Here is a 23,101-nt window from a genome sequence, read left to right on the forward strand (position 1 = left end):
ACAGACGAGCGTACAAGCCCCCTCCCGGCGACCCGCCGCCCGGGAACGGGGACCGCGGGCCCGAGCGCGCGGCGCGTGCTCACGCGATGTCGTCAAGCCTGCCGGGTGGGGCAGGAAGGACACAGCGTCGCACCCGTGACACGGGTAGCCCGCCGGGCCCTACGCGCGACGCGCATGGACCCTCCCGGGATCCCTCGGCCCCGACCCTATAGGCACGCGGTGCCGGTGCACGTGCACTTCGGACGAACGCGGTACCCGGAACCCGCACGGGCGCCGAGGGCCGGGCCCGCGCACGGGAGTCCCGAAAACGCATCCGGACAGTCACGCGCAGTGACTTAATCTGTCGTGAGCTGGGCCGATCCGAACCCGTCCGGACCGGCTCAGGAACGCCGCTGCTGTCGCGCGGTGGTGTAGAGGCAGACCGCTGCCGCGGTGGCCAGATTCAGGCTTTCGGCCCCGCCGTAGATCGGAACGCTGACCGCGCCGTCGGTCAGGGCGACGGTCTCCTCGGGTAGTCCCCAGGCCTCGTTGCCGAACACCCAGCCGACCGGGCCGTCCAGGTCGCCGCTGTCGGCGACGGCGTGCAGGTCGCGCTGGCCGCTGCCGTCCGCGGCCCACACCCGCGCGCCCACGCCGCGCAGGAAGTCGACGGCGCGCGCCACGGGGACCCCCACGACCACGGGCAGGTGGAACAGGCTTCCCGCGGAGGCCCGCACGCACTTGCCGTTGTAGGGGTCGACGGAGGCGTCGGTGAAGATGACGACGTCGGCGCCGGCCGCGTCGGCGGTACGCAGCACCGTGCCCGCGTTGCCCGGGTCGCGGACGTGGGAGAGCACGGCCGCGAGTCGGACGTCGCCGACCCGCTCCAGGGGGACGTCGACGAACTCGCAGACCGCGATGATCCCCTGCGGGGTGACCGTCTGGGCCAGCTCCGACATCACGTCCAGGCTGACCCTGTGGGTGGGCACGTCCACCGCGCGAGCGGCGTCCACCAGGTCGATGTGGCGCTGCATGGCCTCCGCCGTGGCGTAGACCTCGACCACTCCGGGGGCGGTCCCTCCGTGGGGGGACCGCCCCCGGGTACCGTCGACCGCGGCGGCCAGGGCCTCGCGCACAGCCTGCGGGCCCTCGGCGAGGAAGCGCCGCTCGCGTTGGCGGAAGGTGCGCTTGGCGAGCCGCCGAACTCCCTTGATCCTGGGTGAGCGGATGCTCGTGAACTCGTGGCTCGCCATCACCGCTCGCCTAGGCCGCGGCCTCGGCGGGGAGGGCCTTCTTGGCCGACTCCACCAGGCTGGCGAAGGCGGCCTCGTCGTTGACCGCCAGCTCGGCGAGCATACGGCGGTCGACCTCGATGCCGGCCAGCTTCAGACCCTGCATGAAGCGGTTGTAGGTCAGGCCCTGGGCGCGGGAGGCGGCGTTGATGCGCTGGATCCACAGGCGACGGAACTGCCCCTTGCGGTCCTTGCGGTCCCGGTAGGAGTAGGTCATCGAGTGGAGCATCTGCTCCTTGGCCTTGCGGTACAGGCGCGAGCGCTGCCCGCGGTAGCCGCTTGCCCGGTCGAGGACGACCTTGCGCTTCTTCTTGGCGTTGAGAGCCCGCTTCACGCGTGCCACTGGAACTCCCTAGTTGTCTCTTCCGGCGCGCGCGGCGCGCCGACCGGCCCGGCTACGTCGAACCCGGCGGCCGTGTTGCTTCGGTGGTTCCCTCCCGGGTGCCGTCACCGCACCGGCCGTGGCCGGCGGATGGGCGCTTCCGCGGAGGGGAGGGGCCCGGGACTACTTGCCGAGCAGCTTGCGCATGTTCTTGGCGTCCGCGGGGGAGAGCACGGCCTCGTTGCCCAGCTTGCGCTTGCGCTTGGAGGTCTTGTGCTCAAGGATGTGGTTCTTGTTGGCACGGCGGCGCATGATCTTGCCGGAGCCGGTGACCTTGAAACGGTCCTTGGCCCCACTGTGGGTCTTGTTCTTCGGCATGTCGCCGTCGTCTCCTACTCCGTCGGAGTGCCACCCGCCCCGAGGGGGCGGACGACACGGTTCTTCCGCTGCTGTGGCGGGACACCGCGCGTCGGGGCGCCGCATCCGGGCCGTGCGCGCAGCCCTACTCACCACCCGGTCCCTGCCGGTGACCGGGCGGTGGAGGACTTCGCGTCGCTAGGCGTCCGAGCTCTGCTCGCGGCGGGTCTTGTCCCCCGCCGCCGCACGGGCCTCGGCCTTGTGCTCGGACCGCCGCTTGTGCGGGCCGATCACCATGACCATGTTGCGACCGTCCTGCTTGGGCTGCGACTCCACGGTGCCGAGGTCCTGGACGTCCTCGGCCAGGCGCGCCAGCAGGCGGCGGCCCAGCTCGGGCCGGGACTGCTCGCGTCCGCGGAACATGATCGTCACCTTGACCTTGTCCCCGCTCTTGAGGAACCGCACCACGTGACCCTTCTTGGTCTCGTAGTCGTGCGGGTCGATCTTCGGGCGGAGCTTGATCTCCTTGATGATCGTGTTCGACTGGTTCTTGCGCGACTCTCGGGCCTTGACCGCGGACTCGTACTTGAACTTGCCGTAGTCCATCAGCTTGGCGACCGGCGGGCGCGCGGTCGGCGCGACCTCGACGAGGTCGAGGTCGGACTCCTGGGCAAGACGCAGGGCGTCCTGCACGGAGACGATACCGACCTGCTCGCCGTTGGGTCCGACGAGACGGACCTCAGGCACCCGGATGCGGTCATTGATGCGGGGCTCTGCGCTGATGAGACCCCTCCCTAGCTATGTCGATTACCTGGGACCGGTCGCCCGCCTGGTGGCGGACGGCCGTGTGGACCGGGCCGCCCTCGTCCGTCGGGCCGCCGATCGCGTCGGGGTCCGCGTACAGCGAAAACCCCGCCAGCGTGTGCAAGCGGGGTGATCCGACCGGATATTCCCAGCGAGGACGGACGCGCGGACCGGGCCCCCCGGACACGGGTGCTCGGTCGACAGAACGCGGCACGATCGATCGCCGGGCCGGAACCTACGCGGGCGGTACCCGGCAGGTGGGAGGATCATCTCCGCTTGCGGTTCCGGTGTGGGACACACCGGACCAAGTCGATACCTCATAGTACCAGTGCCCGAGGCCCGCTCGTCCCACCCTGCCGGACGCCGCCTCCGACCGCGCTCAGGCGGAGACGGAGCGGCGGGCCAGTTCCGCCTCGCCCGCCGCGCGCATGGCCTCCACGGGCACGTCCCGGACACCGGTCATCAGGCGGACCTGCTCGACGGCCTGGTGCAGGAGCATGGGGAAGCCGCCGACCACGCGGCCGCCGCGCGCGGCGACGGCCGCCGCGGCGCGGGTGGGCCAGGGCGAGTAGACGACGTCGAACAGGTCGGCGCGCGAGGCGGCGAGCAGGTCGGCGTGAAGGTCGGCCGCGCCCGAGGGCAGGGAGGACACGACCAGGTCCGCGTCCAGGTGCCTTCCCACCTCGGCGAGCGGCGCGACCTCCAGCGGGTGGCCCATCCGGCGGGCCGCGGCGGCCACCTGCCCGGCTCGGGCCGTGTCGCGGGCCAGCACGGTGACCGGAGCGGTCAGGCCGAGCAGGCGCAGGGCGGCCAGCGCGGAGGCAGCCGTGGCCCCGGCGCCCAGGACGACCGCGCTGCGCGGGGCGCCCGTCCCGGCCTCGGTCAGGGCCGCGGCGATCCCGGCGACGTCGGTGTTGGAGGCGTGCCACCCTCGCGCCCCCCGGACCAGGGTGTTGGCCCCGCCCACCTGGAGGGCCAGGTCGTCGACCGTGTCGGCCAGCTCCAGGGCGCGGCGCTTGAGCGGCATGGTCAGGGACAGCCCGGCCCACTCCCCGCCGAGCCCGGAGAGGAAGGGCGCGAGTTCCTCCTCCCCGCACTCGTGCAGGCCGTAGGACCAGTCGTCCAGGCCCATCGCCGCGTAGGCGGCGGTGTGCAGGACCGGTGAGAGCGAGTGGGCCACCGGCGAGCCCAGGACGGCGGCGCGCACCGGTCCCATGTCACCCTCCCCCTACCATTCGGCCTGGTTCTCGGCCACCATCTGGTTGTGCTCCTCCAGGGTGTTGGAGAAGCCGGTCTCACCGTTCTCGGGGTCGACGAGCGCGAAGTAGAGGTACTCCTCGTCGGCCGGTTCCAGCGCCGCCTCGATGGCGTCCACTCCGGGGGCCACGAACGGCCCGACGGGCAGCCCGGTCATGCCGTAGGTGCTGTAGCCGCGCGGGTCGGCCTCACAGGAGGCGCGCTGCTCGTCGTTGAGGAAGGTGCCCTCCTCACCCAGGACGTAGAAGCACGTGCTGTCCATCTGGAGCTGCATGCCCTCTGCCAGGCGGTTGTGCACGACCGCCGAGATGAGGGGCATGTCCTCCTTGGTGCCGGTCTCGGCCTGGACGATGGCCGCGATCGCCATGATCTCGTTGGCGTCGTAGCCCTGTGCCTCGGCCCTGTTCTCCAGCTCGATCTCCTCGGCGACCTGGGTGTGCTGGGTGACCATCGTCCTGATCACCGAGAGCGCCTCGGTGCCCGGGTCGAACCGGTAGGTGGACGGGAACAGGTAGCCCTCGGGCCCCTCGGTGGCGTAGTCGGGCAGACCGAGCTCGTCGGTCTGGGCGTAGGCCGCGTCCAGCTCCTCCACGCTCAGGTCGGTGGCCTCGGAGATCCTCTCGAAGATCCCGTCCGTGCGCAGCCCCTCGGGGATGGTGACGCGCCCGCCGACACGGCTGGCCGGGTCGAGCAGGGCGGCCACGGCGGCCTCACCGCTCATCCCCTGGGCCAGGGAGTAGGTGCCGGGGGCCAGCCCGGATCCGAGCTCCTCCTCGGGGACGGCGCCCAGCGCGTTGAGGAACGCGCGGGAGCTGGCCACGACCCCGGCCTCCGCGAGGTTGTCGGCCACGGCCGAACCCGCGTCGCCCTCCTCGATGACGAACACGGTCTCGCCGCTGCCCTGGCCGTCGAAGTCGGCGGGCAGGACGTAGGTGCGGATGACGGCGTAGCCGCCGCCCGCCACCACCAGGAGCAGGATGAGGGCCAGCACGATCGTCAGGGCCCTGCTCCTGCGGCGGCGCTTCCTGCCGCCCTTGCCCGCGTTGGCGCGGGCCCTCTTGAGCTCCTTGGCCTTCCTGCGGCTGCTGCGGCCGCCGCCGTAGGCCTCGGCGATGTCGGCGAGGTTGGGCTCCTCGTACTCGTCCTCCTCCTCGGGCTCCTCCTCCGGTTCCTCGCGGCGGCCGCGCCTGCGGCGTCCGCCGCGCCGACCGCCGTCGTCGGCCGCGGACGCGCGGCGGGAGCGGCGGGGACGGGGCTCGGGCTCCTCCTCGGGGGCCTCCTCGGCGAAGGACTCGGCGGACTCCTCCTCAGGGGCCTCGTCCTCCTGCGGGGCCTCCTCCACGGGGGCACCGCGCCTGCGGCGTCCGCCGCGGCGGCGGCCTCCCCGGTCCTCCTCCGCCTGCCTGCGGCGGGAGCGGCGCGAACGCGGCTCGGGCTCCTCCTGCGGTTCCTCGTCGAAGTCCTGGGCCTCGAACGCGCCGGAGTCGGGCTCCGGAGCCGGGGCGAAGGCGTCGGTGCCGGGGAAGGCGCCGCTGTCGGCGGGGGCGTCGGAGCGCTCGTCCCACGGGTCGCGGTCGGCGCGCGCGCGGCGGCTGCGACGGGCCGGGGGCTCCTCGACCGCGGCGAACGCGCCGGTGTCGGCGGAGCCGCTGACGCCGGGGAAGGTCCCGGAGTCGAAGACCCCGCTGTCCTCGGGGGCGTCGTCCAGGAAGCCGCCGGTGGGCTCGTCGTCGCGCCTGCCGCGCCTGCGGCGCGCGCGACGGCCGCGGGGCTCCTCCTCGGGGGGCGGGGCCGCGGCGGCTGGGGCCTCGTCGGCCGGGGCGCCGCGCCTGCGGCGCCCTCCGCCGCGTCGGGGCTCCTCGGGCTGGGGCTCGGGCGGGGATTCGGGTTCGTGCTCGGGGCGGGCGCGGCGGCCGCGCCGGGTCGGCTCCTCCTCCGCGGCGGGCGCGGCCGGAGCGCTCTGCTCGGGCCGGGCGGGCGCGGCGGACTCGCCCAGGTTGGCCAGGGCGGCCAGGGCGTCCTGGGTCGGGTCGCCCGCCGGACCGGTCTGCCGGGAGCGCGCGGGGCCCTGGGAGCGGGGCGGCGCGGGTTCCGGGGGCCGGGGAGCCTCCTGGTCCTGGCGGCGGGGGGCGCTGGAGCGGGCGGCGCGTCCGCCGCGCAGGGCGTCGGCGGCGCCTCCGCGCCGGGCGGGGCCCGAGGGGCCCTCCGCGGGCGGCTCGGCACGGTGCCGGCGCCCGGGCGGCTGTCCTTCCGGACTCAGCGGGTCGTATCCACCGCTGCGGGGTCCGTACCGGGGCGTGCGGAACTCACCCGTGCCGGAGTCCTCGTTCCAGTCCGCCGGCTCGGGGCGCGCCCTGCGGCCGCGCGGGGGCGGCTGTGCGGGCGGGGGATCGCTGAGCGGGTCGTAGTCGTAACCGCGCTCGCGGTCGGCTCGCCCACGATAGGGAGTGTCGGGGTAGTCGTCCCTGTCGTTCATCATTCTCCCTGGCTGGAGCGGACGATCTCGCCCGGGGGATGGCCTGTTGACCGTTCCTGGTCCAAGGCGCTCTGGAGGAGCACGGTGGCGGCGGCCTGGTCGATGACCGACCTGCGGGCCCGGCCGCCCTTGGCGCCCTTGGCGGCGAAGGAGGCGCCGGAGAGCAGCTGGCTCTGGGCGGTCACCGTGGTGAGGCGTTCGTCGACCAGACGGACGGGGACGGGGTGCAGGAGAGCGGCGAGCGTGCGCGCGAACTCCCTCGCGGAGCGGGCCGCCGGGCCCTCCTCCCCCGACAGTGAGGCAGGGTAGCCCACCACGACCTCCCGTGCCTCCCGTTCCAGGACCAGCAGGGCGATGCGCTGGGTGTCGCCCCTTCCGCGCCGGACGGTCTCGACCGGGCTGGCGAGCGTACCGCTGGGGTCGCTCGCGGCGACTCCGATGCGGGCGTTGCCGGGGTCGACGGCCAGGCGCACACCGTGCCTCACGAGGACCTCTCCCCGGAACCGGGAGCGGTGCTCGGGCGGGCCGTGCCGTTGCGGACACGGCACCGCGGCTGGGAAATCCTCAACACGGTGGTCCTGTTCATCAGCTGGATCGCGGGAAACTCCGCACAAACAGCCGTGTGATCGGCTGTGACGCGCCACAGTATGCCCGATTCGATGACAGCACGCAGCCTCAACGGCGTTGGTTGCCGTGCGGGGCCGCGGGCCGCGTCGGCCGCCTCGTACGGGGCGGCTCCGGCGGGGCCCGGGTCGGACGCGCTCCGTCAGAGTGTAAAACACCCCGGAGCCGGTGCTGCGCGGCCGGACGCCGCAGCGGCGCCCGGCCGCCGGGCCCGGGGTGGTTCCCCCGCAGGTGGTGACGGGTCCGAGTCCTCTGGGGACCACCGTGCCCGAGCGCCGCGGAATCCTCCATATGGTCACTCTTGGTTATGCTACATATTCATTTCGTGTCCATGTGGGGTCCGGCTGGCGCGCCCGGGGAAAACGGACGGGTCCCGTGGTACTCGTCACGTCCGCGCACACGCGTCGGGCGTGTGCGGCGCCGGTGCCGCACACGCCCGTTCGAGCGGTTCGCCTAGCCCCTGGCCACGCGCTCCTCGACGGCGCGCAGGGCCTCGTCCACCTTGGTGGCGTCGCTGCCGCCGCCCTGGGCGATGTCGGGTTTGCCGCCGCCACCGCCGCCGAGCGCGCGGGCCGCGATGCCCACCAGCTCGCCCGCCTTGATCCCGGCCTTCTGCGCGGCCTTGTTGGTCGCGATCACCACGACCGGGCGGTCCTTGGGCACGGCGGTCATCGCCACGACCGCGGGCTCGTCCTCGCCGAGGCGGCCGCGCACGTCCAGCACCAGCTTGCGCAGGTCGTCGCCGCTGGCGCCCTCCGGCGCGGGGGCGGCCACGACCAGCGCGGCGCCGTGGCGGCGGGCGCCCTCGGCGATCGAACCGGCCGCCTGGAGCACCTGGGCGGCACGCAGCTTCTCGATCTCCCGCTCGGCGGCGCGCAACCGGGAGACCATGGAGTCGATGCGCTCGGGCAGTTCCTCACGCGGGGTCTTGAGCTGCTCGGACAGCTGCCCGACCAGGGTCGACTCCTTGGACAGGCGCCGGAAGGCGTCCACGCCCACCGCCGCCTCCACGCGGCGCACGCCCGAGCCGATGGAGGACTCGCCGAGCAGCTTGACGATGCCCAGCCTGGCGGTGGAGGGCACGTGGGTGCCGCCGCACAGCTCGACGGAGTAGTCGCTCATCTCCACGACGCGTACGCGGTCGCCGTACTTCTCGCCGAACATGGCCATGGCGCCCATCTTCAGCGCGTCGTCCAGGCTCTTCTCCTCGGTCTGGACCGGGATGTCACCCGCCAGGACGGTGTTGACCTCCTCCTCGACCTCGGCCAGGCGCTCGCCGCCCAGCGCGCTGTCGGCGGTGAAGTCGAAGCGCAGCTGGCCGGGGCGGTTCTCCGAACCGGCCTGGCCCGCGGACGGGCCCAGCGCGTTGCGCAGCGCCGAGTGGATGAGGTGGGTCGCCGAGTGCGAGCGCTCGATGGCGTGGCGGCGGCCGGTGTCGATGCCCGCGTGCACGGTGTCGTCCAGGACCACCTCCCCCGAGCGGACGGTGCCGCGGTGCACGAACAGGCCGGGCAGCGGCTTCTGCACGTCCTCCACGTCCACCACGCCGCGGCCGTCCACGGTCAGCGTGCCGGTGTCGGCGAGCTGACCGCCGCTCTCGGCGTAGAACGGAGTGCTGTCCAGGACGACCTCGACCTTGTCCCCCGCGCGGGCCGCGGGCGCCGAGACGCCGTCCACGACGATGCCCTTGACGCGCGACTCGCTCTCGGCCTCGGTGTAGCCGAGGAAGTCGGTCTCCCCCGTGCCCTCCAGCAGCCGCGCGTACAGGGAGATGTCGGCGTTGCCGAGCTTCTTGGACCTGGCGTCGGCCTTGGCGGTGTCCTTCTGGCGCTGCATGAGCTCACGGAAGGAGGACTCGTCCACGGACAGGCCCTGCTCCGCCGCCATCTCCAGGGTGAGGTCGATGGGGAAGCCGTAGGTGTCGTGCAGCTGGAAGGCGTCCGAACCGGAGAGGAGGGTGCCGCCCCCGGCACGCGTGCGCTCGGCGGCGCGGCCGAACAGCGCGGTGCCCGCGCGCAGGGTCTCGGCGAAGTTGCGCTCCTCGGTGTCGACCACACCGTGGATGACGTCGGCCCGGTCCAGCAGGTCGGGGTAGATGTCCTTCATCGCGTCGATGCTGACCTCGGTCAGCTCGTGCAGGAAAGCGGTGTCGGTGCCCGAGAGCAGGCGCAGGTTGCGGATGGAGCGGCGCAGGATGCGGCGCAGGACGTATCCGGCCTTCTCGTTGCCGGGCCGCACGCCGTCGCCGACGAGCATGACGGCACTGCGCACGTGGTCGGCGACCACGCGGAGCATGACGTCCTGGTCCTGGTCGTCGCCGTAGCGGGTGCCGGTGAGCTCGGCGGCGCGGTGCAGGACGCGGCCGATGATGTCGGTCTCGTAGATGTTGTCGACGCCCTGCATGACCGCCGCGAGGCGCTCCAGGCCCAGGCCGGTGTCGATGTTCTTCTTGGGCAGCTCCCCGAGGATGGGGTACTCCTTGCCGCTGCCCTCACCCCGCTCGTACTGCATGAAGACGAGGTTCCAGATCTCGATGTAGCGGTCCTCGTCGGCCTCGGGGCCGCCCTCGACGCCGTACTCGGGACCGCGGTCGTAGAAGATCTCGGAGCAGGGGCCGCAGGGACCGGGCACGCCCATGTCCCAGTAGTTCTCCTCCTTGCCCATGCGCTGGATGCGCTCGGGCCGCACGCCCACCTTGTCGCGCCAGATCGCCTCGGCCTCGTCGTCGTCGAGGTAGACGGTGACCCACAGCCTCTCGGGGTCGATGCCGAAGCCGCCCTCCTCCACGGGCGTGGTGACCAGCTCCCAGGCCAGCGGGATCGCCCGCTCCTTGAAGTAGTCACCGAAGGAGAAGTTGCCCAGCATCTGGAAGAACGTGGCGTGCCGGGAGGTCTTGCCGACCTCCTCGATGTCCTTGGTGCGGATGCACTTCTGCACGCTGGTGGCGGTGTCGTGGGGGGGCGTGCGCTGGCCCAGGAAGTAGGGCTTGAACGGGACCATGCCTGCGGGCACCAGCAGCAGCGTGGGATCCTCGGCGATGAGGCTTGCCGAGGGCACCACGGTGTGTCCGTTCTTCTCGAAGAAACTGAGGAAGCGGCGCGCGATCTCTGCCGTCTCCATTGATGCCCTCCTGCTGCTCGGCTCCGCCGCCCCGGGCGGCGTGCGTGTCCCTGTGACGGGACCGTTGTCACGCGTGGTCGGTAGGCGCCCATCGTAGAGGGAACCGTGGTGCCAGCGCGCGTGGTTTGCGGGTGGCCGCCGGGGCCGCCCTGATCAGGACAACGGCGGCGGCCTGGTTGTTCCAAGGCTATCGCCGCCGACCACCGCCGGGCCCCGTTCGGACGGGGCCGCGACGGTGCTAGGACAGGTAGAACTCCCGGACCCGGGGGGTGAACATCAGGCCGATCATCACCGCGGCGAAGGCGAGCGGGATGAGGGAGAGGTAGTCGCCGGCGATGACGGCGACGAGCAGGATCAGGGACGCGACGCCGTGGAAGGCGACCACGCCCCACAGCAGGCCGCCGCGGCGGCGTCCCATCAGGGAGGCCAGGGTGGTGGAGACGATGCCGTAGGCCAGGGGGACGAGGGCGACGGCTCCGGTGAAGGCGGCCAGGAAGCTGAAGGCGCCCTCGTCGGCCTCTCCCGCCATCTCTCCCACACCGAAGCCCAGGAGGGCGATGGCGCCGAGAAAAACGCCCAGCAGGATGCCGATGGGCCCGCCGATGAACATGAGCACCCGGACGGCGACGGCCTGTCCCGGCATGCCCTGGAAGGCCTGGTACACGGGGGGCGGTGGGACCTGGCCCGGGAAGCCGTAGCCGACCGGAGGCTGGCCGGGGACGGGGTGACCGTGCATCGGCTGAGCTGCTGGAAGCTGCCCCGGAACGGGTTGGCCGGGTACCGGATAGCCGGGCGGGAACTGCCCGGGGAGGGGCTGGCGGGGGTCGGGCTGCTGCGAGGGGTGCACGGGTGATCCCTTCCGGATCGCGAGGGGGAGGAGCGTCTGAGGCCGCGGGCGGCCCAGGAATGGCGGGGACGGCTGCCCCGCCGGGGCGGGCCCGAGGTGGCGGGAGGTCGCGGCACGGAGCCGGAGGCTTGCCTTTCGGCCTTTCCGTAACCCCGACCGCCGGGGCACGACTCTACGAGAGTCTCCGACATGACACGAAACGCGCAGGTGGAACGCGGTACCGCACACGGTGAGGGGGACCGCGATCCCTCGCGGTCCCCCTGTGGCGCGGACGGGTCGGCCCGCCTCAGTAGGCGGCGGGAGCGGACCGGGTGTAGTAGGCGCGCGTGTGCTCCCGCACCATGAGCACGAGCATGAGGACCGCGAAGGCCAGCGGGATGACCGATCCGAAGGTGCCGGTGAGGACGTTGAGCACCAGGGAGAGCGCGGCCAGTCCCTGGAAGACCACGACCGACCACAGCACGCCGCGACTGCGGCGGCCCAGTAGCGAGGCCAGGAGGACGGACACCACCCCGTAGGTGAACGGGATGGCGGCGATGAGCGTGAGGCCCAGCACGGCCTGGTCGGCGGACAGGGGCAGGCCCGAGTCCCGCAACCCGGCAAGGACGCCCTCGCCGGCCTCTCCCCCTCCGGAGACCGTCGCGACGAGAACCCCGAACAGACCCGCGAGCAGCAGGCCGAGTCCGCCGCCGATGAACATCAGCACCCGCACGGCAACCGCCGCGCCGGGCATCCTGACCGGGCCCGACGGGAAGTGGCCGCCGTAGGGCACCGGCTGCTGCGGATAACCGCCCTGGTAAGGACCGTTCGGAGGCTGCTGCGGATAACCGCCCTGGTAGGGACCGTTCGGAGGCTGCTGCGGGTGCACGTGCGGCTCCAGCGTGAGGGGGAATGCGTGTCTCGCGGACCACTTTAGGGGACGGTCAACCGGACCCGGGCAGCCCGCGGTCGTCGGCCCCCGGCAGGGACCGGCGCCCCTTCTCGGGGGCGTACCGGCGCAGGAGTTCCTCCTCCTGCTCGCGCACGGCCTCGGCCAGGTCCTCGTTGAGTTCGCGCAGGGCACCCCGGTACTCGCCGACCCGGCCCTCCACGCGCTCGGCGATACCGTCCGGGGTGAGTGCGCGCCGGGCGCGGTGGACGCGGTGGACCGCGTAACCGCCGATGGCGGCCCCCGCGGCGAGGTAGAACAGTCTGCCGATCACCGGGCCGCCTTCCTCCTGCGGGTGCGCACGACCGCCAGGGCCCTGCGCTGGCCGAGGACGCGGCGTACGCCGTAGGACAGCGAGGCCACCTTCACCAGCGGACCGGTGAGCACCGAGCGGGTCAGCGCGGTCATCGTGGAGACGTCCTCGGAGCTGGCCTGCACGTTGGCGGTGATCTCCTCGACCCGTTCCAACGAGGTGTTGGTGCGCTCCACCGTGGACGCGACGTCGTCCAGCAGGGGCGGGGTGCGGTCCCCCAGTTCCGACACGACCTTGGTCGCCTCGTTGATGAGCTTGATGAGTTTGACGAGCGCCACGCACATGAACGTGGCCAGCACCGCCCAGACCACCGCGGCGACGAGCGCGGCGACCTCTCCTCCGGTAAGCATGCGGGCTCCGTGGGCAGATAGAGGGTGACTTCGAGGGTGTGCGTCGGCCCCTCGCGCACGCGCCGGGACCGGGGACCGGGGGACGCCGGCGACCGCGCCGGGCCGGGCGCCGCGAACGGGCGTCCCTGGCTCGGCGGATCCTCCCCTGTGGTCCGCGCGGGACGGGCCGGTTTCGGCCGACCCTATCGCGTCCCGTCTCCGGGTGAGCGAGGACGCCACGGCGCGTCCGCACCCCCTGCGGGATGGCCGGTCCGGGCCACGGGGATCGACGGTCCGCCCGCCCCGGGGGACAATCGTCCGCAAGCCCGGTCCTTCCGAAAAGCTGAATACGATGTGCGGACACTCAGCCACCCCCTCGGCCCCAGAAGCATCGACAGGACGCTCATGAGCCCTCGTTCTCCCCGAGAGATCTCCGTACTGGTACCGCCGGACCTGGCCCCCCTCTATCCGGACGACCCCTCACGGATCGGTCCCTACCTCGTCCTCGGGCGCCTCGGACAGGGGGGCAGCGGCACCGTCTACGCCGCCGTGGACACCGCCTCCGCCAGCGCGGGCGACCGCCTGGTGGCAGTGAAGGTCCTCACATCCCCCGAACTGGAGTCCGCGGACGCCTACCCCGCGCTGGAGCGGCGCCTGCGGGCCCTGTCCAGCGTCGACTCCGCGCGCGTGGTCGTCCCCCTGGTCTTCGACAGCGACGCCAACCCCCCGTGGCTGTCCATGCCCTACATGGCGGGCGAGCGGCTGTCCCACTTCGTCACCAAGCGCGGCGGGCTGGGCGCCGGCAAGCTCATCGCGCTGGCCACCGGCCTGGCCGAGGGGCTGTCCGCCCTGCACGCGCGCGGCGTGGCGCACGGGTCGCTGCGCCCCAGCGAGATCCTGCTGGAGTCGCACGGCCCGCACGTCATGGAGTGCGCGGTCGTCGCCTCCCCGGAGCGGATGCGCGGGTCGGGTGCCACCTGGCTGAGCCCCGAGCGCTTTCGGGGCGGGGCGGCCACACCCGCCGCCGACGTGTTCGCCTGGGGCGCCGTGGTCGCCTTCGCCGGAACCGGGCGCCTGCCCTTCGGCCCCGGGGAACCCGAGGAGATCGCCGAGCGCGCCGCGCAGGGCTCGTTCGACCTGACCGGTCTGGCCAGGGGGCTCCAGCCGGTGGTCGGGCGCTCGCTGGACCCCGACCCGGACGGCCGCCCCAGCCTGCGCGAGGTGATCGGCGCGGTCATCGCGGTGTGGCAGGCCCAGAACGTCGCGGAGGGCGGCGGGGGCGCCGCGGGCTCCCCCGCCGGGGGCGCGGCCGCCGTACCGGACCGTGACGAGCTGGCGCGCATCCTGGAGCGCGAGTGGCACGCCGTGGAGCCCCCCGCGCGGGTGCCCGAGGTCATCCGGCTGGAGGGGCGCATGTCCAACAGGCGTCCCACCCGGGCCGTGTTCCTGGCCGGGAGCGCCGTGCTCGCGCTCGCACTGGTCGGCGGCGGCCTGTGGGGCGTCTCCCGGCTGCTCGCCCCCGAGCAGGGGGACGCCCTGGTCGCGGGTGCCGCCGGGGAGGGGGCCGCGTCGCCGAGCCCCGTCGCCGAGGAGGACCCGCTGACCCTGGTGGTGCGGTTCGACCCCGCAGAGCAGGAGTCCCCCGAGTCGGGGCCGTGGGTGTACACCCCCGTCGACCGCGAGGACGAGCCGGTCCGCGGTCAGGGCATCCCCAGCCATGCGGCCTGGGCCGAGCAGTGGGACGTGGCCGGGGAGCCCGGCGAGGCCGTCATCGCTCCCGATGCCGCGGTGCTCTGCGCGAAGTTCTGCGCCGCGCCCGAGCACCTGTTCATCGACGAGGAGGGCCGGGGCACCTGGGAGCTGACCGGGAGCGACTTCGTCGACTACCTGTCGTGGGGCCCGGTGGTGATCGTGGAGGTGACCTTCGCCGAGCCCGCCGAGGAGGGGGACGACGCCCCCCGCGAGATCGTGCGGGTCACGGAGCTGTTCACCGACTGACCGCCGTGGACGGGCACCCGTACTCGGGTGCCCTCCCCGAAGGCGTGCGGCGCGGCTCCCGGCGGCATCGCGGGCCCGCTCCCCGGCGCTCAGCCGCGCTGGCCGCCGCCCCGCAGGACCTCCTTGATGCGTTGGAGGACCTCGCTGAAGCGCCGTTCGGCGCCGTGCTGGGTGGGCCGGTAGTACTCGCGGTCGGCGAGCCCGTCGGGGGCGTGCTGCTGGGGAGCGACGCCGCCGGGGAAGTCGTGGGCGTAGCGGTAGCCCTTGCCGTGGCCGAGTTCGGCGGCGCCCCGGTAGTGGCCGTCGCGCAGGTGGGCGGGGACGGGTCCGGCCAGGCCCGCGCGCACGTCGGCCGCCGCGGCGTCGATGGCGGAGACGACCGCGTTGGACTTGGGGGCCAGGCTGATGTGGATGACGGCCTGGGCGAGGTTGATGCGGGCCTCGGGCATGCCGATGAGCTCGACGGCCTGGGCGGCGGCCACGGCGGTCTGGAGGGCGGTGGGGTCGGCCATGCCGACGTCCTCACTGGCGTGCACGACCACGCGGCGGGCGATGAAGCGGGGGTCCTCCCCCGCCTCGATCATGCGCGCGAGGTAGTGCAGGGCGGCGTCGGGATCGGAGCCGCGCATGCTCTTGATGAAGGCGCTGACGACGTCGTAGTGCTGGTCGCCGGAGCGGTCGTAGCGCACGGCGTGCCGGTCGACGGCGCGCTCGACGTGTTCGGCGGTGATGGTGACCGGCCCGGCACCGGGGAGGACCGCGCTGGAAGCGTCGTTTGAGGGTGGTGGCGGGCGACGGCTGGGCCCGGCGACGAGCGCGGCGGCCTCCAGGTAGGTCAGGGAGCGGCGGCCGTCGCCGCCCGCGAGGCGCACGAGGTGGTCCGCGCCCTCGTCGGAGAGCGTGTAGCGACCGTCCAGCCCGCGCTCGTCGGCGAGGGCCCGGTCCACCAGGGCGCGGATGTCGGCGTCCTCCAGCGACTCCAGTGACAGCAGCAGGGAACGCGACAGCAGGGGGCTGACCACGGAGAAGAAGGGGTTCTCGGTGGTGGCGCCGATGAAGCTGACCCAGCGGTTCTCCACGGCGGGCAGCAGCGCGTCCTGCTGGGTCTTGTTGAAGCGGTGGACCTCGTCCACGAAGAGCAGGGTGCGGGTGCCGTGCATGCCCATGCGGCGCCGGGCGTCGTCGACGACGGCACGCACGTCCTTGACCCCGGCGTTGACGGCGGACAACTCCACGAAGCGGCGCTTGGTGACGCGGCTGACCACGGTGGCCAGGGTGGTCTTGCCGGTGCCGGGCGGTCCCCACAGGAACACGGACATGGGTGCGTCGTCCTCGACCAGGCGGCGCAGCGGGCTGCCCCCGCCGAGCAGGTGGCGCTGGCCCACGACCTCGTCGAGGGTGCGGGGGCGCATGCGCACGGCGAGCGGTTCCTGGCCCCTGGCGGCCTCCGCACCGGCGTCGTCGAAGAGCGTTTCGGACACCTGTCCAGAGTAGGCGGCCAAGGGCACCGGTCAGGTCGTCGACGCCATGGCGGCGCGGTCCCGCGCGGGCTCGGCCGAGGGGATCATGCGGGTGATGAGCAGGGCGATGTCGTCGCCGCGTCCGGCCGGGGCCATCTCGGCGATGACGTGCGCGGCGGCCTCGGGGCTCTCGTGGTGTTCGGCGAGCGCCGCGCCGACCCGGGCCAGCCCGTCCCCCATGGGCACCTCGGAGCTCTCCACGAGCCCGTCGGAGCACAGCAGCAGGGCGGTGCCGGGCGGGAGCATGCGGGTGGTGACCGTGTACTCGGGGTCGGAGAGCACGCCCAGCGGAGGACCGGTCTCGGGCTCCCAGAGCTCGTAGCCGCTCCGGGTGGCCAGGACGGCGGGCGGCTGTCCGGCCCAGGCCGCCTGCATGACGCCGCTCTCGCGGTCCACGACGAGGTAGCCGCAGGTGGCGAAGACGATCTCGCCGGTCTCGGTGAGCAGGCGGTTGGTCTCGCCCAGGACGACGCCGGGGTCGGACTGGTTGGTGGCGTAGGCGCGGAAGGCCACGCGGATCTGGCCCATGGCGGCCGCCGCCTCGACGCCGTGCCCCTGGACGTCGCCGACCAGGAGGCCGACCTTGTTCTCGGGGAGTTCGATGACGTCGTAGAAGTCCCCGCAGATGCGCCAGTCCGCGCGGGAGGGCAGGTACTTGGTGGCGATGTCCATGTCCGGGAAGCTGGCCACCTGGCGGGGCAGCATGCGGCGCTGGACCGCGTCGGCCAGTTCCAGCTCGGCCTGCTGCGCCTTGATCCGCTGGAGCGCCTGCCCGGCGAGCCCGGCGAAGGTGAGCATGAGGGCACGCTCGTCGCGGCTGGCGTGGTGGGGGCGGTCCCAGACCATCTGCCACACGCCCAGGGCGACCTTGCCGTCGCCGAAGATGGGCACGGTGGCCCAGGCCTGGCCGCGCACCTGGCGCATGAGCTCGACGGCGGCGGGGAAGCGGCTGATGATCTCGGCGCGGCTCTCGAAGAAGCGGGGCTGGCGGTCCTGGATGACCGCGCCCATGGGGAAGTCGGTGTCGTCGGCGCGGCGGCCGTCGATGCGGTCGATGTTGCTGTCGCCGCCCTTGGTGTGGGCGCTGGGCGAGCTGCGCAGCAGCCCTCCCTCGACGTAGAGGGCGACGGCCTGGACTCCGCCGAAGATGGGCAGGAACTCCTCGCTGAGCAGGTCCATGACCTTGTCGACGGTGGTGGCCGAGACGAGTTTGGAGGACAGCTCGGTGACCAGGCGGCCGTGCTCGGCCTCGGTGCGGCGGCGGTCGGCGAGGCGGCGCACGAGCTGGACGTGCTCGGTGACGTCGTCGACGATGCCCACGAGGCGGTCGGGGTCGCCGGGCACGTAGCGGGCGCGCACGTGCAGGGAGCGCTCGTCGCCGAGGCGGTCGAAGACGCGGAAGCGCTGCTCGTAGTCGCGTCCGGCGAAGGAGGCGGAGATGGCGTCGCGCACGCGGGCGATGTCGTCGGGGTGGACGCGCTCCAGGATGCGTTCGAGCTCGCGGTCGTTCCCGGCCAGCAGCGCCCCGAGCGGGGTGGGGCCGAACATCTCGCGCAGGCGTCCGCTGACCGGGTCCAGGCTCCACAGCACGGAGTCGGAGTTGTCGGTGCGCAGCTCGCCGATCACGCGCAGGTCGGCCTCCTCGGTGGAGAGCACGTGCAGCAGGACGACCACGCGGGCGCCCTCCGCACCGTCCCCGGGCAGGGGGCGCAGCTCGGCCTCCACCAGGTGGGCGGCCTTGTCGGCGACGTTCAGGCGCAGGCGGGACCGGCGCCCCCAGCACCCGGCGAGGGCCTCGTCGTGGACCCGTGCGCCGCGCTGGGCGTCGTCACCGTCGAGGAGGTCGAACCAGGCCCCTCCGGCGAGCTCGGGGGCGTCGCGGCCGAAGAGTTCGGTGAAGGCCAGGTTGGCGTGCACGATCGCGCCGTCGGCCAGGGCGAGCGCCATGGGCTCGGGGGCGTGGGAGAACGCCTCCGCGAGAGCGCTCTCGGAACCATCGCCTGAAGCGCGTTTTCCGTTCACGTATGACTCATCCTCATGTCGTCTCGGACGTCACACCCGCGCTCAGGCGCGGTCACCCTTGAAACGTTCCGACCGGCTCATTCTAGTGTCCGGGGCTGGGCCGGATCCGGTGCCGGAACGGGGGCAGGGCCGACGCACGCGTCGTCCGGCGTCCGTGTGAACTGGCTGGACGCGGACCCGCGTGCTCCATCGGCGCGACGGGAGGGCGCCGGATCCCGCACCCGCGGTCGCACCCGACCGACCACAGGATGGAAATCGTTACGCCCGTGTGACTCAACAGCGCAGAATGCACTCCGCCACCACTTCCACCCGCGGGCGGGGACGTCCCCGTGAGATCCGTGTCCACTCCACAACACGTTCTCATCGCGGCTCGGAAGGGGTGATTCGCCCTCAACGGTAGGGGATGACGGCTGTCCGCGCATCCGTACCGGGACCCCGGGGCCGTGTCCGGCCACACGCGCACCCTTTCATGACGCCTGATAACCGCCCGTTTTCGCCGAGTGACCGAATGAGACAGGTTCAAAATAGGATGAATTCGGGCACTTCACGGAAACCGCGAAATTCTTCGGCCCCCCGGGGACGCCCGGAGGACGGATGCTGTGCCTTCGGCGCCCTCCTCGGAACACGCGTCGGGGACGGCACGCGCCGTGCGCGCACCGTCCCCGACGGGGTCCGCGGCCCCCTACTTCTGCTTCTCCCGCTCCTCGGCCTCGGGGTCGGCGTCCACCCCGGCCTCGGCCCGCTGGTCAGCGGTGATCGGCGTGGGCGCGCCCGTCAGCGGGTCGCCGCCCGAGGCGGTCTTGGGGAAGGCGATGACCTCGCGGATGGTCGGCTGACCGGCCAGCAGCATGACGATGCGGTCCCAGCCCACGGCCAGGCCGCCGTGCGGCGGCGGGCCGAACTTGAACGCCTCCAGCAGGAACCCGAACTTCGACTCGGCCTCGGCCTTGCTCAGGCCGATGACGTCGAAGATCCGCTGCTGCATCTCGGCCCGGTGGATACGGATGGAGCCCGACACCAGCTCGTAGCCGTTGAGCACCAGGTCGAAGGCCCGGGAGTCGGTGGTGCCCGGGTGGTCCTGGAAGTCGGCCTCGTCCCCCACCGCCGGAGCGGTGAAGGGGTGGTGCACCGGCTTCCAGGAGCCCTCCTCGTCGGCCTCCTCGAACAGGGGCATGTCGGTGATCCACAGGATCTCCCACCGGGAGGTGTCGATCAGGCCGCAGCGCCTGCCGATCTCCAGGCGGGCGGCGCCCAGCAGCTCCTGGCTCCCGGTCCGGGGCCCCGCGGCGAAGAACACCGCGTCGCCCGGCGCGGCGCCGACCTGGGCCGCCAGGCCCTCGCGCTCGGCCTCGGAGAGGTTCTTGGCCACCGGACCGCCCAGGGAGCCGTCCTCCTGGACGAGCACGTAGGCCAGGCCCTTCGCGCCGCGCGAGCGCGCCCACTCCTGCCAGGCGTCCAGCTCCTTGCGGGTCTGGGAGGCGCCGCCCGGCATGACCACGGCACCCACGTAGGGGGCCTTGAAGACCCGGAAGGGGGTGTCGGCGAAGTAGGCGGTGACCTCGACCAGCTCCTGGCCGAAGCGCAGGTCCGGCTTGTCGGAGCCGAAGCGGCCCATGGCCTCGGCGTAGCGCATCCGCGGGAAGCGCTCGGGCAGCTCGACGCCGCGCACCTCGCGCAGCAGGCGGGTGAACAGCTTCTCGCCGACGGCGAAGAGGTCCTCCTCGTCGACGAAGCTCATCTCCAGGTCGATCTGGGTGAACTCCGGCTGGCGGTCCGCGCGCAGGTCCTCGTCGCGGAAGCAGCGGGTGAGCTGGTAGTAGCGCTCCATGCCGCCGACCATGAGCAGCTGCTTGAACAGCTGCGGGGACTGCGGCAGCGCGTACCAGTGGCCCGGCTGGAGGCGGACCGGGACGAGGAAGTCGCGGGCGCCCTCGGGCGTGGAGCGGGTCATGTAGGGGGTCTCGACGTAGGTGAACCCCAGGTCGCGCATGACCTCGTGGGCGACGTAGGTCGCCTTGGAGCGCAGGCGCAGGTTGTCGGCCATCTCCTGACGGCGGATGTCCAGGTAGCGGTAGCGCAGCCGGGTCTCCTCGGCCACGTCCGCGGCGCTGTCCAGCTGGAAGGGCAGCGGCGCGGCCTCGCTGAGCACCTCGATCTCGTCCGCGACGACCTCGACGGCGCCGGTGGGGATCTCGGGGTTCTCGTTGCCCTCGGGGCGGGCCCGGACCGAGCCGGTGACCTTGATGCAGTACTCGGCGCGGAGGTCGTGGGCGAGGTCGTCCTCGCGGACGACGACCTGGACCACCCCGGAAGCCTCGCGCAGGTCGAGGAAGACCACCCCGCCGTGGTCGCGGCGGCGTGCCACCCACCCGGCGAGGACGACGGTCGCGCCTGCGTGCTCGGCGCGCAACGCACCTGCCTCATGCGTGCGTATCAACGGACTACTCCTTCAGCGTCTTTAGTTCGTGTCAAGTGTGCCCGACCTGCGCTCGGGTGCGGGCCAGATCCTGCGCACACGGCCTTCGGGCACCCGGTGGGGGAGGCCCGGGGAAGGGTGTGCGAAGCCACCGGCAACCCGCCCTCAGGCGGGGCCGGTGCGGGTATCTCGTCCGCCGTGCGGCCGCACGGGCGCGCTCGGGCGGTGGGCGCCTCGGTGGCGTGGGGTGGTCATACGTCGTTCCTGCGGGACGGGAGGGCGGCCGGGACGCGGGGTCAGCCGGTGATATCGCGCAGGTAGGGGTTGGTGGCGCGCTCGCGCTCGACGGTGGTGGCCGGGCCGTGGCCGGGCAGGACCTGGGTGGCGTCGGGGCGGCCCAGCACCGCGCTGGCGAGGCTGCGCAGCATGGCGGTGTGGTCGCCGCCGGGGAAGTCGGTGCGGCCGATGGAACCGGCGAAGACCAGGTCCCCGGCGAACATCACGGGGACGCCGTCCTCGGTGGTCACCGTGTACACGACCGATCCGGGGGTGTGGCCGGGGGTGTGCTCGACCCCGAAGTCCAGTCCGGCCAGGGTGAGGGTCTCGCCGCCCGAGACCTCGACCAGGTCGTCGGGCTCGGCGTGCGGGCCCGGGCCCAGCAGGGCGGACAGCTGCGCGGCGAAACCGGGGTCCACCCCCGCGGCGGGCTCGGTGAGCAGCCCGCGGTCCTCGACGTGCAGGTGGACGGGGACGCCGTGGCGCGCGCACAGGTCGGCGGCCGACCACACGTGGTCGAAGTGGCCGTGGGTGAGCAGCACCGCGACGGGGGTCAGCCCGTGCTCGGACAGGACCTTGTCGACCTGCTCGGTGGCCTCCTGGCCGGGGTCGACGATGACGCAGTCGCCGCCCGGGGCCGGTGCGAGCACGTAGCAGTTCGCGGCAAGGGGCCCGGTGGGAAGTGCGGCGATGAGCACGGCGGATGTCGTCCTGTCCTCGGTCGGGTGCGCGGTCGCGGGGCGGCGGGTCCGCGGTCCGGACGCAGCGTCCCCCGGGTGCAGCCTATCGAGGCACGGGAGGGTCGGCGACCCGGTTGTCCTGCCCCGGTACGCGTTTGATCACCATTCGATCACCGCCCGCGGCTGGCCTCTTTGCCAAACCGCGTGGTAATGCCATATTGGTCACCGTCCTTGGTGCACGCCGGGGCCCCGACCTGCGCCCGCGCTGGGCGGGAGGGCGGCCCGGCCCGATACCCGAGGGCGCGCGGACCAGCGTGATCTGCGCAGACGTGAATTCACGGCGCGGCGCCCCTCACCGGATCGCGGGGATATCGTGCTCAGCACGGTGGTTCCCATCGCGAACCGGCGAGGAGTGCGACGCGACGACCCGAACCCGCCCCACGGCTGGGTTCATGACAGCAGGAGGACACGGTGACCACGGACCCTTGGGGCCGCGTAGACGACGAAGGCACGGTCTACGTGCGCACGAGCGAAGGCGAGCGGGTCGTCGGATCGTGGCAGGCGGGGGCGCCTGAGGAGGCCCTGACCTTCTTCCGGCGCAAGTACGACTCCCTGGTCACCGAGGTGGAGCTGCTGGAGAACCGGCTCCGCAACACCGACCTGTCCGCCTCCGCCGCGATGTCGAACATCGACAAGCTGCGCGACTCGGTCCGGGAGGCGAACGCGGTCGGCGACCTGGAGTCGCTGATGGGACGCCTGGACGCGCTGGCGGGCCGCGCCGAGGAGCGCAAGGTCGAGCAGAAGCAGGCGCAGGAGCAGGCCCGCGGCCAGGCCCGGGAGGTCAAGGAGCGCATCGTCGCCGAGGCCGAGCGGGTCGCGGTGGAGACGACGCACTGGAAGTCCGGCGGCGAGCGGATGCTCCAGCTCATCGAGGAGTGGAAGAAGGCCCCGCGGGCCGACCGGCCCACCGAGCAGGCGCTGTGGAAGCGCATGTCGGCGGCGCGCAACTCCTTCTCCAAGCGGCGCAAGGCCTACTTCGCCAACCTGGACCAGGAGCGCGAGTCGGTGCGCGTGGAGAAGGAGCGCATCGTGGTGGAGGCCGAGTCCCTGTCGGGCTCCACCGACTGGGGGGCCACGGCCCGTGCCTACCGCGACCTGATGCAGCGGTGGAAGCGCAGCGGCCGCGCGGACCGGGCGAGCGAGGACAAGCTGTGGGCGCGCTTCAAGGCCGCGCAGGACACCTTCTTCGACGCGCGCAACGCGACCTTCGCCGAGCGCGACGCCGAGCTGCGGGTCAACGCCGAGGCCAAGGAACGGATCCTGGCCGAGGCCAAGGCGGAGATCCCGGGGATCTCCGACCCCCGCCGGGCGCGTGCGCGGCTGCGTGACTTCCAGGACGCCTGGGAGGAGGCCGGTGAGCTGCCGCGCGACGTGCGCGACCAGTTGGAGGGCGCCTTCCGCCAGATCGAGGACGGCGTGCGCCGGGCCGAGGACGCCGAGTGGGAGCGCAGCAACCCCGAGGCGGGGGGGGGGGGAAGGGA

The 23,101-nt window shown here is 73.0% G+C and carries 18 protein-coding genes; 2 read left to right on the forward strand and 16 right to left on the reverse strand.

Translation table 11 applies throughout. The annotated features are described in order from the left end of the window. Positions 1 to 380 precede the first annotated feature (380 nt). From ACSIH6_RS27290 to ACSIH6_RS27345, 12 genes are all read right to left on the reverse strand, one after another. On the reverse strand, positions 381 to 1,232 hold the full coding sequence (locus ACSIH6_RS27290) for a TrmH family RNA methyltransferase (RefSeq protein ID WP_435111208.1): 852 nt from the start codon (positions 1,230 to 1,232) through the stop codon (positions 381 to 383). Positions 1,233 to 1,242: 10 nt separating this feature from the next. Then, on the reverse strand, positions 1,243 to 1,614 hold the full coding sequence (gene rplT, locus ACSIH6_RS27295) for a 50S ribosomal protein L20 (protein WP_435111209.1): 372 nt from the start codon (positions 1,612 to 1,614) through the stop codon (positions 1,243 to 1,245). 162 nt (positions 1,615 to 1,776) lie between these two features. Further along, entirely contained in the window at positions 1,777 to 1,971 is a 195-nt protein-coding gene (rpmI, locus tag ACSIH6_RS27300; RefSeq protein WP_013154086.1) for a 50S ribosomal protein L35, read from the reverse strand. Between the two features lie 177 nt (positions 1,972 to 2,148). After that, positions 2,149 to 2,733, reverse strand: coding sequence for a translation initiation factor IF-3 (gene infC / locus ACSIH6_RS27305; RefSeq protein WP_150254756.1), 585 nt, complete (start codon positions 2,731 to 2,733; stop codon positions 2,149 to 2,151). A 400-nt stretch (positions 2,734 to 3,133) separates the two neighbouring features. Then, entirely contained in the window at positions 3,134 to 3,970 is an 837-nt protein-coding gene (locus tag ACSIH6_RS27310) for a shikimate dehydrogenase (protein ID WP_435111210.1), read from the reverse strand. Positions 3,971 to 3,982: 12 nt separating this feature from the next. Continuing rightward, positions 3,983 to 6,490 (reverse strand): endolytic transglycosylase MltG, encoded by a 2,508-nt coding sequence (gene mltG, locus ACSIH6_RS27315; protein ID WP_435111211.1) that lies wholly within the window; start codon positions 6,488 to 6,490, stop codon positions 3,983 to 3,985. Next, positions 6,487 to 6,972 carry a Holliday junction resolvase RuvX gene (ruvX, locus tag ACSIH6_RS27320; protein ID WP_150254758.1) on the reverse strand — a complete coding sequence of 162 codons (486 nt, stop codon included), beginning with the start codon at positions 6,970 to 6,972 and terminating at the stop codon, positions 6,487 to 6,489. The genes mltG and ruvX overlap by 4 nt, the downstream gene beginning before the upstream one ends. Before the next feature lie 592 nt (positions 6,973 to 7,564). Further along, positions 7,565 to 10,231 carry an alanine--tRNA ligase gene (alaS, locus tag ACSIH6_RS27325; protein ID WP_435111212.1) on the reverse strand — a complete coding sequence of 889 codons (2,667 nt, stop codon included), beginning with the start codon at positions 10,229 to 10,231 and terminating at the stop codon, positions 7,565 to 7,567. A 238-nt stretch (positions 10,232 to 10,469) separates the two neighbouring features. Continuing rightward, positions 10,470 to 11,078 carry a hypothetical protein gene (locus ACSIH6_RS27330; RefSeq protein ID WP_435111213.1) on the reverse strand — a complete coding sequence of 203 codons (609 nt, stop codon included), beginning with the start codon at positions 11,076 to 11,078 and terminating at the stop codon, positions 10,470 to 10,472. 286 nt (positions 11,079 to 11,364) lie between these two features. Beyond that, a complete protein-coding gene (locus ACSIH6_RS27335) occupies positions 11,365 to 11,946 on the reverse strand; it encodes a hypothetical protein (RefSeq protein ID WP_435111214.1) in 582 nt (193 codons plus the stop codon). Between the two features lie 55 nt (positions 11,947 to 12,001). Next, the gene (locus ACSIH6_RS27340; RefSeq protein ID WP_435111215.1) at positions 12,002 to 12,280 is read right to left on the reverse strand and encodes a hypothetical protein; all 279 of its coding nucleotides are present in this window, start codon (positions 12,278 to 12,280) and stop codon (positions 12,002 to 12,004) included. Then, positions 12,277 to 12,669 carry a DUF948 domain-containing protein gene (locus ACSIH6_RS27345; RefSeq protein ID WP_435111216.1) on the reverse strand — a complete coding sequence of 131 codons (393 nt, stop codon included), beginning with the start codon at positions 12,667 to 12,669 and terminating at the stop codon, positions 12,277 to 12,279. The genes ACSIH6_RS27340 and ACSIH6_RS27345 overlap by 4 nt, the downstream gene beginning before the upstream one ends. A gap of 384 nt (positions 12,670 to 13,053) precedes the next feature. Between ACSIH6_RS27345 and ACSIH6_RS27350 the strand changes: the two genes are divergently transcribed. Continuing rightward, the gene (locus tag ACSIH6_RS27350) at positions 13,054 to 14,646 is read left to right on the forward strand and encodes a serine/threonine-protein kinase (protein WP_435111217.1); all 1,593 of its coding nucleotides are present in this window, start codon (positions 13,054 to 13,056) and stop codon (positions 14,644 to 14,646) included. Between the two features lie 89 nt (positions 14,647 to 14,735). On the opposite strand, the gene ACSIH6_RS27355 is transcribed toward ACSIH6_RS27350, so the two are convergent. The 4 genes from ACSIH6_RS27355 to ACSIH6_RS27370 all read right to left on the reverse strand — a co-directional run bounded on the left by ACSIH6_RS27355 (position 14,736) and on the right by ACSIH6_RS27370 (position 21,578). Beyond that, positions 14,736 to 16,127 carry a replication-associated recombination protein A gene (locus ACSIH6_RS27355; RefSeq protein WP_435111218.1) on the reverse strand — a complete coding sequence of 464 codons (1,392 nt, stop codon included), beginning with the start codon at positions 16,125 to 16,127 and terminating at the stop codon, positions 14,736 to 14,738. 30 nt (positions 16,128 to 16,157) lie between these two features. Then, positions 16,158 to 18,188 (reverse strand): SpoIIE family protein phosphatase, encoded by a 2,031-nt coding sequence (locus tag ACSIH6_RS27360; RefSeq protein ID WP_435111219.1) that lies wholly within the window; start codon positions 18,186 to 18,188, stop codon positions 16,158 to 16,160. A gap of 682 nt (positions 18,189 to 18,870) precedes the next feature. Then, the gene (aspS, locus tag ACSIH6_RS27365; RefSeq protein ID WP_435111220.1) at positions 18,871 to 20,625 is read right to left on the reverse strand and encodes an aspartate--tRNA ligase; all 1,755 of its coding nucleotides are present in this window, start codon (positions 20,623 to 20,625) and stop codon (positions 18,871 to 18,873) included. A 275-nt stretch (positions 20,626 to 20,900) separates the two neighbouring features. After that, on the reverse strand, positions 20,901 to 21,578 hold the full coding sequence (locus ACSIH6_RS27370; protein WP_435111221.1) for an MBL fold metallo-hydrolase: 678 nt from the start codon (positions 21,576 to 21,578) through the stop codon (positions 20,901 to 20,903). A 453-nt stretch (positions 21,579 to 22,031) separates the two neighbouring features. On the opposite strand from ACSIH6_RS27370, the gene ACSIH6_RS27375 reads away from it, so the two are divergent. After that, positions 22,032 to 23,101 (forward strand): DUF349 domain-containing protein (locus tag ACSIH6_RS27375; protein ID WP_435111222.1); only part of this gene is annotated, 1,070 nt, incomplete at its 3' end.

It is taken from the genome of Nocardiopsis synnemataformans (assembly GCF_965343085.1).
GTDB classification, from domain to species: domain Bacteria; phylum Actinomycetota; class Actinomycetes; order Streptosporangiales; family Streptosporangiaceae; genus Nocardiopsis; species Nocardiopsis alborubida.